The 14607-nt window shown below is 67.3% G+C and carries 11 protein-coding genes; 7 read left to right on the forward strand and 4 right to left on the reverse strand.

Translation table 11 applies throughout. The features are described from left to right. Positions 1 to 9 precede the first annotated feature (9 nt). On the reverse strand, positions 10 to 717 hold the full coding sequence (locus tag GPX89_RS28560) for a GntR family transcriptional regulator (protein WP_157390797.1): 708 nt from the start codon (positions 715 to 717) through the stop codon (positions 10 to 12). Positions 718 to 1061: 344 nt separating this feature from the next. On the opposite strand from GPX89_RS28560, the gene GPX89_RS28565 reads away from it, so the two are divergent. The 5 genes from GPX89_RS28565 (at position 1062) to GPX89_RS28585 (ending at position 8084) form a co-directional block, all read left to right on the forward strand. After that, positions 1062 to 1913, forward strand: coding sequence for an alpha/beta fold hydrolase (locus GPX89_RS28565; protein ID WP_235948303.1), 852 nt, complete (start codon positions 1062 to 1064; stop codon positions 1911 to 1913). A 50-nt stretch (positions 1914 to 1963) separates the two neighbouring features. Beyond that, on the forward strand, positions 1964 to 3274 hold the full coding sequence (locus tag GPX89_RS28570) for an MFS transporter (RefSeq protein WP_157390799.1): 1311 nt from the start codon (positions 1964 to 1966) through the stop codon (positions 3272 to 3274). 164 nt (positions 3275 to 3438) lie between these two features. Next, the gene (locus GPX89_RS28575) at positions 3439 to 4830 is read left to right on the forward strand and encodes an MmgE/PrpD family protein (RefSeq protein ID WP_157390800.1); all 1392 of its coding nucleotides are present in this window, start codon (positions 3439 to 3441) and stop codon (positions 4828 to 4830) included. Positions 4831 to 4863: 33 nt separating this feature from the next. Then, on the forward strand, positions 4864 to 6024 hold the full coding sequence (locus tag GPX89_RS28580) for an acyl-CoA dehydrogenase family protein (protein WP_157390801.1): 1161 nt from the start codon (positions 4864 to 4866) through the stop codon (positions 6022 to 6024). Then, on the forward strand, positions 6021 to 8084 hold the full coding sequence (locus GPX89_RS28585) for a 3-hydroxyacyl-CoA dehydrogenase NAD-binding domain-containing protein (protein ID WP_157390802.1): 2064 nt from the start codon (positions 6021 to 6023) through the stop codon (positions 8082 to 8084). Before GPX89_RS28580 ends, GPX89_RS28585 begins: the two co-directional genes overlap by 4 nt. A gap of 151 nt (positions 8085 to 8235) precedes the next feature. Here the strand turns inward: GPX89_RS28585 and GPX89_RS28590 are convergent, their stop codons facing one another. After that, entirely contained in the window at positions 8236 to 10380 is a 2145-nt protein-coding gene (locus GPX89_RS28590; RefSeq protein WP_157390803.1) for an acetate--CoA ligase family protein, read from the reverse strand. A gap of 141 nt (positions 10381 to 10521) precedes the next feature. On the opposite strand from GPX89_RS28590, the gene GPX89_RS28595 reads away from it, so the two are divergent. Both GPX89_RS28595 and GPX89_RS28600 read left to right on the forward strand, forming a co-directional pair. Next, a complete protein-coding gene (locus tag GPX89_RS28595; RefSeq protein ID WP_157390804.1) occupies positions 10522 to 11439 on the forward strand; it encodes an acyl-CoA thioesterase in 918 nt (305 codons plus the stop codon). Between the two features lie 61 nt (positions 11440 to 11500). Beyond that, positions 11501 to 12679, forward strand: coding sequence for a thiolase family protein (locus GPX89_RS28600; protein ID WP_157390805.1), 1179 nt, complete (start codon positions 11501 to 11503; stop codon positions 12677 to 12679). 387 nt (positions 12680 to 13066) lie between these two features. Here the strand turns inward: GPX89_RS28600 and GPX89_RS28605 are convergent, their stop codons facing one another. Both GPX89_RS28605 and GPX89_RS28610 read right to left on the reverse strand, forming a co-directional pair. After that, complete coding sequence (locus GPX89_RS28605) at positions 13067 to 13501, reverse strand: type II toxin-antitoxin system Rv0910 family toxin (RefSeq protein ID WP_328602413.1); 435 nt, start codon at positions 13499 to 13501, stop codon at positions 13067 to 13069. 49 nt (positions 13502 to 13550) lie between these two features. Then, positions 13551 to 14570, reverse strand: a complete 1020-nt coding sequence (locus GPX89_RS28610) for a fatty acid desaturase family protein (RefSeq protein ID WP_157390806.1) — start codon at positions 14568 to 14570, stop codon at positions 13551 to 13553. Positions 14571 to 14607 lie beyond the last annotated feature (37 nt).

A 14607-nucleotide genomic window follows, 5' to 3' on the forward strand; every position in this document is an offset into this window, starting at 1 on the left:
TCGCACCGGTCAGGCTCGCTCGAAATCTTGACGCTCGTCGTGGCCGGCGGCGCGCAAGTCGGGTTCGCTTTCCCGGATCCGGGCCGCGTGCTCGATGTGTTCGGCCGTCAACCGCCCCGCCGCGGCCGCGTCGCGGCGGACGAGCGCGTCGAGGATGTCGTCGTGGTCGTGCTGTAGTTCGGCCGCGTCCTCGGGGCGACGCCAGACCGTGGTGTCGGGTGTGAAGCGCGCCCAGAGCAGTTCGACGTGCTGCACGATCAGCGGCGATGTCTGCCGGTAGATCGCGAAGTGGAACTCGCGGTTCATCATCGACAGCTCCGCCGGCGACGCGGTGCCGGCGCGCTGTGCCTGCGCGAGAGCGGCGTGCTTCTCCTTGATGGCGGCCAGTCCCGCATCGGTCATGCGATCGACGGCCATTTCCGCGGCCACTTTTTCCACCGCGGCGCGCAGCCGGTACAGATCGCGCGCGGTGTCCGGCGTCATCTCCCGGACCGTAGCGCCTCGATGCGGCGAATAGTCGAGGACGCCGTCGGCCTCGAGCAGCCGCATGGCCTCGCGGACCGGGGTCGCGCTGACACCGTACTTCTTGGCCAGGACGGTCTGCTTGATGAGCTCACCCGGCTTGATGGCTCCGGAGGCGACGTCTTCCTTCAAGCGCTCGGCGACGTAGGCGGTGCGGCTGAGCGGAGGGGCGGCAGCTCTGTCACGCGAAGTCATCACGGTTTCCCTACCTAGTCTGCGGTGGTCGGAGCGGGCCGTGGCGGCCCGCGGGTCGTCGAGAGGGCTAGCAGGTCCTCTCCACTCTATTTTCTGTACTACATCGAAGTGTATCCATGGGTGGCGATCTCTTAGCCACTCTATCGACAGTAGACAACACTCTATAGAGTATGTAGCCTCGCTCACGAGGGTCGCCCGATGTGATCTGGACCGCATGAAGGGTCTGCGGCGACGGCTCGATGCAGGCTTCGAAACCCTGCGCCCGAACCGAGGTTCGTGCCGCCCTCGCATTCCTCCATATGCCGGCCACAACCGGCCACAGTTCCCCAACAATGAGGACCGCAATGAAGACTGGCAATTCCGGCCACGGACCGAACCTCGTGGAAGAGCCCGAGCGGACGGTCATCCCCGCCGGCCCTGATGTGCAGATCGAGGCCATCACCGAAGGTCGTGGGCCCGCGATCGTCATCCTTCCGTCGCTCGGCCGTGGGGCCGAGGACTATGACGAGGTCGCGCGACTACTGGCAGCCGACGGCTTCCGCGTAGTGCGCCCACAACCACGAGGCATCGGCCGAAGCATCGGGCCGATGGACGATCTGGACCTGCACGACTTCGCCGCGGACGTCGCGGCTGTGCTCGATCACGAAGGGACGGGTCCCGCTGTCGTCGTGGGGCATGCCTGGGGCAGTCAGCCCGCGCGCATGCTCGCGTCGGACCGCCCGGACCTGGTGTGCGGGTTGATCATGGCCGCGGCATCGTCGGGCAAAATGCCTCCCGGCTCCACCGAGCAGCCATACCGCAGAATGCGCGAAGCAGTCGACGGATCGGGTAACCCGGAACTGCCCGAAGCGCAGCGAATCGAATATCTCAGGCAGGCGTTCTTCGCGCCGGGCAACGATCCGACGGTGTGGTTGACCGGATGGCATCGGGAAACGCATGAGGCAGAGTCCCGCGCGCGGGACAACACACCCATCGACTCCTACTTCGCCGGCGGATCGGTTCCGCTACTGGATTTGCAGGCCGAATTCGATGCGGTGGCCGTGCCCAACGTATTCAAACCCATGCTCGGCGATCGGGTGACGGTGCGCACCATTCCGAACGCGGGACACGCGCTCGCGCCGGAACAGCCGGAGGCGTTCAGTGCGGCGATAGCGGAATTCAGCCGCGAAGTCTATCGTGCTCTTTCCATCGCGTAGTCGGCGGATTATCGATTCTCACCAGTGACCCCAAGACCCGAGGAGGAGTCATGTCCGCCGTAACAACAGAAAAGACCGTCACCGAGGCCAGTTCCCGGGGAGCGATGATTCGCACCGTCCTGGGCATCGTTCTCGAGTATTACGATTTCGCTGTATTCGGAATTTTCACACCATTTTTCGCCAAGCAATTCTTCGGCGGCGTCGGAGCCATCGGAGCCACCCTGTCGGCATTGACGGTCTTCGCGGTCGGGTTCGTGTTCCGCCCGGCGGGATCGATCTTCTTCGGCTGGCTGGCGGATCGGCGCGGCCGCAAAGCCGCGATGGTGATCGCCATGACCGTCACGGCCGTGGGCAGCCTGATCATCGGGATCACTCCGACCACCGCGACCCTCGGAATGGCGGCGGTCGTCATTCTGATCGTGGCACGAATATTGCAAGGATTCGGGTACGGCGGGGAGAATGCGGCCGCATACTCGTATTCAGCCGAGATCGCACCGGCCAAACGGCGCGGCCTCTGGATGAGCTTCAACGGCATGGCGCTGATCCTCGGAATCATGACGGCAACCGCTATCGGCGCCGTTCTCACGACGGTGTTGACGACAGCGCAATTGGAGTCGTGGGGATGGCGCATTCCATTCATCATCGGCGGATTCACCGGTATGTTCGGACTCTACCTGCGCCGGACACTGCACGAGTCGGAGGCTTTCACCGATCATGTGAGCAACACGGTCGAAGTGCGAGCCGAGACGCAGGCCACGCCGATGTTCAAGGATCTCTGGATCTACCGCAGCAGCATCCTTCGAGTCCTGGTAATGACTGCGGGAATTACGGTGACCTTCTATTCTTGGGTGGTTCACGGTGCGACCAACGCGATCGTTTCCTACGGGGTGGACAAGCGTTCCGCGTTCATCGTGGCTTTGGTGTCGCAGGCCTTGTACGTCATCGCCACCCCGTTCTGGGGCCGATTCTCCGACCGATTCGGACGGCGGGCGAACTTCTTGGTCTACGGCATCTCGACCGCTGTCTTCGCGTTTCCCGCGCTCTGGCTGATGGGCAGTCAGTGGTGGCAGATGTTCATCGTGATGTCCATTTCCCTGGTGCTGCTCTCCGCGGCGACCGCCGCCAACACCGCCTTCTACGCGGAGTTGTTCCCGACGGCCGTGCGCTCCAGGGGAGTCGCCATTCCGTACGGGCTGGGGATCGCCGTCTTCGGTGGGACCGCACCACTGCTCGACACCTGGCTGCACAGCATCGGCCTCAGCCAGGTGTTCACCATCTATGCGCTCGTCATGGCCCTCGGCGCGGCGCTGGCGGCGTGGTACAGCCCGGAGACGGTCGGCCGCAGCCTGCACGACAGTTGACCGAGGTCCTTCCGGCTCGTTAGCCGCCGGGTGAGTCTCCTGCTGAGCCCATCAACCGGAGACCTCACTCTATAGAGTATGTAATATTTCTTGAAGGTAGTCGCATGCGGTCGGGATCGCGCCGAGCGATCCCGACCCCGGCTCGAAACACGGATGGAGCCCCAATGACGTCCTCTGCTCGACTGACCGAGATCGTCGCCGACTGGATCGTCGATCAACAGCAACGGCCGTTGCCCGAGGCGATGGACCACCACGTGCGGAGATTGCTCCTCGATCACCTGGCGGGGGTGGTGGCGAGCGCTCCGCGTGAGGTCAGTACCGCTGTCGGCGGCCACGCCCGGCGCATGTACCCGGGCAACGCGGCCACCGCCGTGGGGCACGGACGGATGTCGGTACTCGGCGCGGCGCTGGTGAACGGCACCAATGGGCACGGGATCGAGACCGATGAGGGGTACACCCCGGGGAGCATGCATCCGACGTCGGTGATCCTGCCCGCGGTATTCGCGGTCGCACAGGAGCGGGGAATCAGCGGTTCCCGCGTCCTGACCGCGGCGGCGATCGGCATGGAACTCGCCTGCCGGATCGCGGCGGCCGGACATCCCGCCACCCGCAATCGGCACTTCCACAACACGCCCGTCGCGGGCGTCTTCGGTGCTGCGGCAGCGGTTTCGGTGCTCTATGGACTGGATGCGCGGACGACGGCGAATGCGCTCGGCATCGCGGGCTCGCACGCGAGTGGCCTGTTCGAATTCCTCGGGCAGTCCGCGGAGGTGAAGCGGTTTCATCCGGGCAAGGCCGCCCGCGACGGCATCGCCAGTGTCGATCTGGCGGCGGCGGGCCTGACCGGCCCGACCACGATCCTCGAGGGGAAGGACGGCTACTTCGCCGCCTACGCGGGAACCGAAGGCGCCGACTGGGATCCGCGCATCGTGACCACGGGGCTCGGTGCGGACTGGGTGCTGTCGAACACCTACGTCAAGCCCTATCCGTGCTGTCGTCATCTGCACGGGGCGATCGATGCGGCACTCGAGTTGCGCGCGACCCACCGCTTCGATGCCGCGGCGATCGACTCGGTGCGCGTGGGAACCTTCGCCATCGCGACGAAACACGCTGGGCGGGAGTTGGATACGGTTCTGCAGGCGCAGTTGAGTCTGCCGTTCACGGTCGCGGTCGCGTTGCAGCGCGGCGCGGTCACATTGACCGACTTCGATGCGGCGACCCGCGGTGACGCCGACGTGCGCGCGCTGATGGACACCGTGGTGGTGGAACTCGACGCGGCCGCCGACGCGGCGTACCCGCGCACCGGCCGCCCGGCCGACGTCACGATCACACTGCGCGATGGGGCTCGATACCACTGTCGTATCGAACAGCCGCGCGGTGAACCGTCGAACCCGCTGTCCGATGCCGAGCTGGAGGCCAAGGCGCAGGGCCTCGTCGAACCCGTGATCGGTGCCGACGGCGCCAAGGAATTGATCGCGGCGGCATGGGATTTCGATTCCGCGGACGTCCTCGATGTCCTCGATTCCGCAGTCCGCGTCAGCCTTTCGCGCCAATAGCCCGCTGTAAGTCGCTACACCTAGGGAAGTGGTATGACCTCCACATTGAGTGACCGTGAAGCCCTGCTCGAATCCGTTCGGTCCTTCGCGCGCCGACATCTGGCCGAGGGTGCGCTGGCACGAGCGCACGATCCCGGATATGCCTGGGACATCGCCGAATTGCTCGCCGCGCAGGGGCTGCTCGGACTGACCATCCCGGTCGCGGACGGTGGGCAGGGCGCTGCGCTGGCCGATGCCGTCGCCGTGATCCGCGAGATCGCCATGGTGTGCCCGAAGAGCGCCGACATCCTGCAGGCCGGCAATTTCGGCGCGATCCGCACCTTCGCCGAATTCGGCAGCCCCGAGCAGAAGGCCCGTTTCCTGCCCGATCTGCTGGCCGGTCGGGCGCTGCTCGCGCTGGGGATGAGCGAACCGGAAGCGGGGTCGGCCGCAACGGAATTGCGGACCACCGCCACCGCGGACGGCGACGGGTACCGCATCGACGGCACCAAGATCTGGGGAACCCACAGCGTCGACGCGACCCTGTTCCTGATCTACGTCCGCTTCGGCCCGGGCACCGGCAACATCGGGTCGGTGCTGATCGAGCGGGGCACGCCGGGCTTCCGCATCGGTGCGCCCTCGACCTTCATGAGCGGCGAGCAGTGGGCGCAGTTGTATTTCGACAACTGCCTGATCCCCAAGGAGAACGTGCTGCTCGGCCCCGGCGGGTTCAAGAAGCAGATGAGCGGCTTCAACGTCGAACGCATCGGAAACGCTTCTCGCGCCTTGGCGCTCGGCAGGCTGGCCTTCACCATCGCGCGCGACCACGTCGCGCAGCGCACCCAGTTCGGACGCACCCTGAATGAATTCCAGGGCCTGCAATGGAAGTTCGCCGAAGTCGCGGTGGCCCTCGATGCCGCCGAGCTGCTGCTGGATCGGGCGGTGCGCAATGCCGCGGCGGGGCTGCCCTCGGCCTATGAGACCTCGGTGGCCAAGCTGGCCGCGAACGAGGCGGGCTTTCGCGCCGCGAACGAGGCCATGCAGGCGATGGGCGCGCTCGGGTACAGCTCCGAAACCCTGGTCGAGTACTGCATGCGGCGCACACGCGGCTGGATGATCGCCGGTGGTTCGGTCGAGATCCTGAAGAACCGCATCGCCGAGGAGATCTTCGGACGCCGCTTCGACCAGCGTGTGCCGGGAACGAGAACCGCATGACCGCACAGCCAGCGATGCTCGCGGACACCGCGCCGGTCTCGTACTCGGCCGAGAACCGGGTCGCGGTACTGACCATCGACAATCCGCCGGTCAATGTCGGCACCGCCGAGGTGCGGGCCGGTCTGATCGCGGGACTCACGGCCGCACAAGCGGATCCGGATGTCGACAGCATCGTGCTGATCGGGTCCGGCGGACACTTCGTCTCCGGGTCGGATCTGCGGGAATTCGACGGGCCGGTCCTGGAACCGCAGTTGCCGACGGTGATCGCCGCGATCGAGTCGAGCCGCAAACCTGTTGTGGCGGCGCTGTCCGGCACCACGCTGGGCGGCGGTTTCGAGCTCGCCCTCGGCTGCGACGGCCGAATCGCAGTGGCCGGGGGCGTGATCGGCCTGCCGGAGATCACCCTGGGCATGATCCCGGGCGCCGGCGGCACCCAGCGGCCGCTGCGGCTGGTGGGGCCCGTGCGCACCCTCGAACTGATCACCACGGGGGAGCGGATCCCGGTTGAACAGGCGCACCGTGAAGGTTTGATCGATCGGATCGTCGCGGGGGACCTGCGGGCGGAGGCGGTGCGCTTCGCTCGTGAACTGCCGGGCAAGCGCGTCCTGCGGAGCCTGCCGCCACTGGAATCCGAACCGGGTGATCTGGAGCGCGCTGCGGCGGCGATGCTGCGCAGGACCAAGGCCCGCCCGCACGCGGTCGCGGCGGTGGGTGCGGTGCTGGTCGGGCTGGCCGAGCCGGCCGAGTGCGCGCTGCGCCACGAGCGGGCGGAGTTCAACCGTCTACGGAGGGGCAGCGAGGCATCGGCGCTGCGGCATCTGTTCTTCGCGCGGCGCACCGTCCGGAAACTGAACCGTCCCTCCGAGCCGCGACGACTCGAACAGGTCGGCGTGGTCGGGGCCGGGACCATGGGTTCGGGTATCGCGCGGGCATTCGCTGAATCCGGGATCCGCGCAATCGTTTTCGATCAGCAGGACAATGCGGCCGTCAGGGCGAAGGCCCGCCTCGGGGAAAGCTACCGAACGGCGGTCGAGGCCGGGAAGCTCGATCCGGACGAAGCTCGCCGACGACTGGACCTGTTCGAAACCGCCGGCAACCCCGCGGATCTGGCAGACTGCGACCTCGTCGTCGAGGCGGTGTTCGAGGACCGGGACGTCAAGCGGGCGGTGCTGAGCCAATTGGATCGGCTGCTTCGGTCCGAAGTGCCGATCGCTACCAACACCTCCTACCTCGACGTCGACGACCTGGCCACTGCCGTGGGCGACCCGGGCCGCGTGGTGGGGATGCACTTCTTCAGCCCCGCCCACCGCGCGGAGGTGCTGGAAATCGTGCGGGCGCGCGAGACTTCCCCCTCGGCGCTCGACACCGCGCTCACCGCGGCGAACATCCTGAACAAGGTGCCCATCATCGCCGGCGTCTGCGACGGTTTCATCGGAAACCGCATCTACAACGCCTACCGGCGCCAGTGCGAGCTCATGCTCGAAGAGGGCGCCCTGCCGGACCAGATCGACACCGCGCTCACCGAATTCGGGTTCGCCATGGGGCCGTTCGCGGTCGCGGATATGTCCGGCCTCGACATCGCCTGGCGGATGCGCACGGCACGAGCGGACCGCCGCGATCCGCGCGAACGCTACCCCGATGTCGCGGACACCCTGTGCGAGCAAGGGCGATTCGGTCAGAAGAGCGGGGCCGGCTGGTACCGCTACGAGCCCGGCTCCCGCACCCCGCATGTCGACGACCACGTCCGGACCTTGATCGAAGCATCGTCCGAACGCAAGGGAATCAGCCGCAGAACCTTCTCGGCCGACGAAATCGTCGACCGCGCATTGGTGTCCATGGCCAACGAGGCCGCGCTGATCCTCGCGGATCGGGTCGCGGATCGGGCGTCGGACATCGACCTGATGCTGACGCTGGGCTACGGCTTTCCGGCGTACGAGGGCGGGATCACGCACTGGGCCGGGCGTCAGGATGCCGTGTCGCTGATGCGGCGGGTGCACGCGCTGGCGGTCAGTACCGGCCATGGTTTCGTCATCGGGGATCTGGACGTCTTCGCGGGATAACCAGAGTCCCTTTCGGTCCCGCTCGATCCGACCGGATCGAGCGGGACCTTCTTCTTTGCCGAGATACGACCGGAACGAAACAGGTAACAGAACGCCGGCGGGCTGGTCATCTTCCAATCGGATGTGACCAGCCCACCGGCGTGTGGAGGAATCAGCGGGTGGCGACGGCCAGGGCCGATGCCCCCTCGGGTGTGTTGGTGTCGCTGGCCCGGTGGCGGCGGACGAGAGCGTCGAGCGCGGTCACCCCGGCCCCGGCGGCGCGGATGGACAGCGGATTCACCTCCGCCTCAATGACATCCGGTGCGTCGACGGCCAGGCGGGAGATGCCGACGAGCGCCCGGGCGAGCGCCTCGACATCGCCGTCGGGCAGCCCTCGATACCCGGTGAGGACTGCCAGCCCCTTCACCTCCGCGATCATGTCCCGCGCGGTGGGAAGGTCGATCGGGGCGAGCCGGACCGAGGAGTCGGCGAAAAGCTCAGCCAGGACGCCGCCGGTCGACAGCACCACCATCGGGCCGACCTCGGGTCCGACCCGGTAGCCGATCAGCGCCTCGGCCAACCCCTTCGGCGCCATCGGCTGGACCAGGACGCGATCGGCTACCAGCCCGGGGTGATGGCGCTCGATATTCCCGGCGATCGTGCGTGCGGCGGCACGTAGTTCATCGACATCAGCTACACCGAGCACGACCCCGCCCGCGTCGCTCTTGTGCGGAATCTCCTCGGACAGGATCTTCACCGCGACCGGATAGGAGAACGGCAGGGTGATCTCACCGTCCAGCTCCGAGACGGTCAGCGCGACCGACGGGGCGAATTCGATGCCCTGCGCCGCGAGCAGTCCGGCCGACGCCAGCTCGTCGAGGACCTCTGCGCCGACATCGAGTCCCGTTGCGGGCACACGAATCTCGCCGATCGTCGCCGGAAGCCGGGCGAAGGCCGAGGCCACCACATCCGCGCAGGATTCGGGGGTCCGGAAGGCCGGTACCCCGGAGCTGTTGAGCAGATTCGCCGCATCGGGCGCCTCCGGCAGCGCGAAGGCGACGATCGGAACCCGATGATCACCGCGTTCGGCGATCGCCTGCACCGCCAGCTCCGGATTCAACCGGGCCGAGGAACCGATCACGAAGACGATCAGGTCGAACTCCCCGCTGTCCTGCATGGTGGCCAGGGCGGCGGTGACGACGTCGTGGCGTGCGCCCGCCAAACCGAGGTCGGCGATGAGGCTGTGCGGAATCACCGCACCGGCGGCCGCCATCGCGGCGACCAGACCGGCGCTGGGGGCGGTGATGCTCAACCCGCGAACGGCCAACTGGTCCACCATGATCGCGGCCCCGCCACCGGTGGTGGTGACCACGCCGACACGGGGGCTGCGTGGCCGGTCGCCACCGTCCAGCCGCCGCAGCAGACCCGGAGCCTCGAGCAGGGATTCGAAATTGCTCACTCGGGCGAATCCACAGGCGCGCAGGAAGGCATCGGCTTCGCTGTCCGCGCCGGCCAGCGCACCGGTGTGCGAGACGGCCAAGGCGGCGGCTTCATCGGATCGACCGAGTTTGTAGACAGCGACGGGCTTTCCGGCCCGCGCCGCGGCGCGGGCGAAGGAAGCCAGCTCGGGGGAGTGCCGCAGCGACTCCAGGAACAGGGCGTAAGAGGTGATTCCCGGATCGTCGAGCGTCGCCTCGCAGATCTCACCCAAGGAAAGATCGGCCTCGCCCCCGGTGGAGACCAGTCCCGCGAACCCGATGCCCCGCCCCCGCGCCCGGCTCACCAGCGAACCGATCACACTGCCCGACTGTGATGCGACGAAGACACCGCCCTGCGGGATGTCCGGCTCGCCGAATGCGGCGTTGCCCGTGAGCATTACGCCGTTACGGGGGTTCACCACACCGAGGCTGCTGGGCCCGACGAGTCGTACCCTGCCCGCCGCGGCGGCCCGCAGCCGGTCCTCACGCTCTCGGCCGGCCGGTCCGTCCTCGGCGAAACCGGAGGCGAGCACCGTGGCCACGGGGACGCCGAGGCGCGCGCACTCCTCGACCACGTCGATGGCGGTCTCCGCGCCGGTCATGATGTACACGTGGTCGGGCACCTCGGGCAGCGAAGACAAACTCGGCCAAGCCTTTTCGCCCTGGACGGTATCGCGCTTGGGGTTCACGAAGTACGCGGTGCCACGGTATCCCGCCCGCGCGAGGAACTGCTGTGGTCGCCCGGTGGGTTTGGACGGATCGTCGGAAGCCCCGACGATGGCGACACTGCGCGGCGCGAGTAGGGGTTGTGCGATAGCCGCTCGGCGGTCCTTCTGCATGTAGTTCGACTCCTGTGCGTCGGCTGGGCGAGGGGATGGGTCCGGCTCGGGTCACGCCCGTGCTGAAGGGGATCCGCTTGCGGAACGCCGACACAACGGTCCCCTTGTGGCGATGATTCCATACTCTATAGAGTGTTGTCTATGGAAGTTGAACCTCCTGGGCGGCAGCCCGTTGACCGGATACCTGAAGTCGACGGCGATGAATCCTCGATCCCGGGGCTGGTGAACCCGGTGCCACTCGTGCAGCGGCTCGCGCTGACGCAGGAGCGCGATGACAGGTTCATCGGATATCCGCCCTGTGGTTTCGACCAGCGGGTATTCGGCGGCCATCTGGTAGCGCAAGCCCTACTGGCCGCCGCCGGGACGATCCAACCCGGTCGGGTCGTCAGTTCGCTACACGCCTATTTCCTCCGGTCGGGACGGCCGGAGGAAGCACTGGACTATGCGGTGACGACGATTCGAGACGGCAGATCGTCGGCGGTGCGGTCGGTGACCGTCACCCAGGCGGAACGGGTGTTGATGACCTTGTCGGCCTTGTTCGCCGAGCACCGCGAGGACATCGACACCAGATCGGTACTGCCGCCGCAGGTTCCACGTCCGGAGGATCTGGTTCCCTTGCATGAGCGGCGCACCGCTGTTCCGGATCGATGGGACGGCATCAATCGTCCGACCCGCGAGCATTGGTGGACGGCCTCGCGTCCGCTCGACGTGCGGTACATCGACGACGACGCACCCGGTCGCAGATTCTGGTTCCGCGCCGAAGCCGTTGACGGCGGTCCGCAGAATCTGCACCGAGCGATCGTCGCCTTCGCCTCGGATCGCTCACTGCTCCCGGTGATCGTGAAAGAGCGAGGCGCAGTCGACTCGGCCTCGGTGCCGAAGGTGTCCAGCGTCGATCACGCGCTGTGGTTCCACGGTGACGTGCGTGCGGGGGAGTGGCTGCTGTATGTCCAGGACAGTCCCCACAGCACCGAGCGATTCGGCACCGCAAGGGGTTTGATCCACTCCTCGGACGGCGCCGTGGTCGCGTCGGTCGTCCAACAGGGGTTGCTGCATTGACCACGGCGAAACCCACCCTCACCGCGGAACCGACCGCGTCGCACACCCTGGAGTCGAGACAATGACGAGCGCATTCCTTTACGACGGCATCCGCACACCGTTCGGCCGCTACGCGGGCGCACTGAGCCATGTCCGCCCCGACGACCTTGCCGCACACCTGCTGCGAACCCTGGTGCACCGCACCGGAATCGACCCCGCCGCGGTGGACGAGGTCGTGCTCGGCAATGCGAATCAAGCCGGTGAGGACAACCGCAATGTGGCGCGGATGGCGGCGCTGCTGGCGGGCTGGCCCACCGCGGTACCGGCGACGACGGTCAACCGATTGTGCGGATCGAGCCTGGACGCCGTGCTCCAGGCATCCCGGCTCCTCGAAACCGGTGACGCCTCCCTCGTCGTGGCCGGGGGCGTCGAGTCGATGAGCCGCGCCCCCTGGGTAATCGCCAAGCCGGTCAAGGGTTTTCCGGTCGGCGACCAGACCATGCAATCGACCACACTGGGATGGCGAATGGTCAACCCGGCAATGCCGCCGCGCTGGACCGTCTCCTTGGGCGAGAGCACCGAAATCCTCACCGAGCGTTACGGACTCGACCGGGATGCGCAGGACGAGTTCGCCGTTCGCAGCCACCGCAATGCCGCTCACGCCTGGGACCGGGGCTTCTACGACGATCACGTGGTCCCGGTGCCCGACACCGACATCGTGCGCGACGAGTCGCTACGCCCGGACACCTCGATCGAGCAGCTGTCGCGTCTGAAGCCGTCGTTCCGCACCCACGGCACCGTGACCGCCGGCAATGCCTCGCCGCTCAACGATGGCGCCTCCGCGCTGCTGCTCGGCGACGAGACCGCGGGCGACCGGCTCGGCCTCTCCCCACTGGCCCGCATAGCCGGGCGGGGCGCGGCGGGTGTCGATCCCGACGTGTTCGGCATCGGTCCGGTGCGTGCCGCCGAGAACGCCCTGCAGCGTGCCGGAATCGGCTGGGGCGATCTCGGCGTCGTGGAGTTGAACGAGGCTTTCGCCGCGCAGGCGCTCGCCTGCATCGCCGATTGGCCGGACCTGGATCGGCAGATCGTCAATGTCAACGGCGGTGCGATCGCTCTCGGTCATCCGCTGGGCGCATCGGGCGGCCGCATCGTCAACCAGCTCGCTCGCGAGATGCGGCACCGAAACGCCCGATGGGGACTGGCCGCACTGTGCATCGGTGTCGGGCAGGGACTTGCCGTAGTGTTGGAGGGCGCCTGAGCGAAACGCGGCGACGTTCACTCCACCCACCGGCTCGGCGACACACTCCAACCGATCTAACCCGCGTGCCGTTGCCCTGGCCGAATTCGATACGGCGAAACCGCTGGTCCCTGCGCGCAGTACGGCATCAAATTCGGCATCACGAGGTGGCGTAGCCGCCCGGTACGGATGGGAGCATACGAACCCTACGGGACGGCTGGGATTCCGTTGATCAGCATGAACAGGACGCGGCGAAACAGGATGACACGTCCAGGACCGTTTCCTGCCAGCTCATAACCCAGAGGTCGCAGGTTCAAATCCTGTCCCCGCTACCAGGGAAGCGGCCCGGAACCAACTGGTTCCGGGCCGCTTTCGCGTTCGGTGGGATTGCGTTCGGAGTGCCGGGGATCAGTGGCCGTACAGCTCGACGAAGCGGTCGAGGGAGCGTTCGATGTCGCCGCGGAGGGCGCGGGCCACTACCGAGCCGATGGGGCCGAACAGCGGTGCGCCGCCGAGGTCGAAGTCGGCGGTGACCTTCGAGCCGGATCGGGTTGGGGATACTCGGAGTTCGATGCCGAACTTGGTGCCGCCTATGCCGGAGCCGTTGAGGATCAGGCGGTTCGGGGGTTCGGCGGTTTCGACCGTCCAGGTGACGCGGTTGCGGAAGCCTTTGACGGTGGCTACGCCTACCAGGCGGGTGCCGGGGGTGAGGCCCTCGGGGACCGGGCCGCGCCAACCCTCGTGCAGGGTCAGCCACTTGTCGAGTTCGGGGAGGTCGGAGGCGTGCGTCCAGGCGCGGTCGGGCGGGATCGGGACGTCGACGGAAACCTTGAGCTTGGCCACGACTGCGATGGTATCTGTTACACGGTGTAGCACTGCGGGCGCATGGGGCTCAGGGGCGCGCCACGGTGTTCAGGTGGCGCAGGGCCTGGGAGTAGGAGTCGAGGAGGGAGGTTTCGGCGTAGGGGATGCCCAGGTCGGCGCAATGGGATCGGACCAGGGGCTGGGCGGTGCGCAGGGCGGGGCGGGGCATGGAGGGGAAGAGGTGGTGTTCGATCTGGTAGTTGAGGCCGCCCAGGGCGAAGTCGAGCAGCGGGCCGCCACGGACGTTGCGGGAGGTGAGGACCTGGCGGCGGAGGAAATCGGTGTCGTCGTCCGCGTGCAGGACCGCCATGCCCTTGTGGTTGGGGGCGAAGGTGCAGCCCATGTAGAAGCCGAACAGGCCCTGCTGGACGGCGAGGAAGACGAGCGCCTTCGCCGGTGAAAGGATCAGGAATACCGCGGCCAGGTAGGCGATCGCGTGTGCGGCCAGGAACGCGCCCTCCCGGATACGGTGGGGGATGGGCCATTTCAGGACGGCGCGCACGCTCGCGTAGTGCAGGCTGCCCGCCTCCAGCGGCAGCAAAGGGAAGAACAGCCAGGCCTGATAGCGGAAGATGAAGCGCCGCCAGCCTTTTCCGGCGGCGGCGCGCTCGCCGGAGTGGGCCAGGACGCCCATGATGTCGGGGTCCGCGCCGTCGGTGTTGGGGTGCGCGTGGTGGCGGTTGTGATTGCTGGTCCACCAGCCGATGCTCACGCCGGTGGCGAGATTGCCGACGAACAGTCCGTACAGATGGTTGGCCCGGCGGGTCCGGAAGATCTGTTTGTGCCCGGCGTCGTGTCCGAGGAACGCCAGCTGGGCGAAGACCGCGGCCAGGAAGGCGGCGGTGCCCAGCTGCCACCAGGAGTCGCCGCCCAGCCACAGCGCCGCCCAGCCGCCCGCGAAAGCCGTTGCGACACCGGCGGTTTTCCACGCGTAGTACCGCGGCCGCCGATCGAGCAGGCCCGCCTGCCTGACCTGCCGCAGCAAGCCCGCGTAGTCACTGCCGCGAACCGGCGCTGTCGGCCGCTGCCCTGCCGTCTCGATTACCAAGTTCCGCACATCCTGTCGTGGTGGCCTGCCACCAGCT

The sequence above is a fragment of the Nocardia terrae genome, from assembly GCF_009760405.1.
Classification (GTDB): Bacteria; Actinomycetota; Actinomycetes; order Mycobacteriales; family Mycobacteriaceae; genus Nocardia; species Nocardia terrae.

Coding starts and splice junctions, on each gene's coding strand:
- GPX89_RS28580 (WP_157390801.1), top strand. CDS start 4,864: ATGACCTCCACATTGAGTGACCGTGAAGCCCTGCTCGAATCCGTTCGG.
- GPX89_RS28595 (WP_157390804.1), top strand. CDS start 10,522: ATGGAAGTTGAACCTCCTGGGCGGCAGCCCGTTGACCGGATACCTGAA.
- GPX89_RS28560 (WP_157390797.1), bottom strand. CDS start 717: ATGACTTCGCGTGACAGAGCTGCCGCCCCTCCGCTCAGCCGCACCGCC.
- GPX89_RS28590 (WP_157390803.1), bottom strand. CDS start 10,380: ATGCAGAAGGACCGCCGAGCGGCTATCGCACAACCCCTACTCGCGCCG.
- GPX89_RS28575 (WP_157390800.1), top strand. CDS start 3,439: ATGACGTCCTCTGCTCGACTGACCGAGATCGTCGCCGACTGGATCGTC.
- GPX89_RS28565 (WP_235948303.1), top strand. CDS start 1,062: ATGAAGACTGGCAATTCCGGCCACGGACCGAACCTCGTGGAAGAGCCC.
- GPX89_RS28585 (WP_157390802.1), top strand. CDS start 6,021: ATGACCGCACAGCCAGCGATGCTCGCGGACACCGCGCCGGTCTCGTAC.
- GPX89_RS28570 (WP_157390799.1), top strand. CDS start 1,964: ATGTCCGCCGTAACAACAGAAAAGACCGTCACCGAGGCCAGTTCCCGG.
- GPX89_RS28600 (WP_157390805.1), top strand. CDS start 11,501: ATGACGAGCGCATTCCTTTACGACGGCATCCGCACACCGTTCGGCCGC.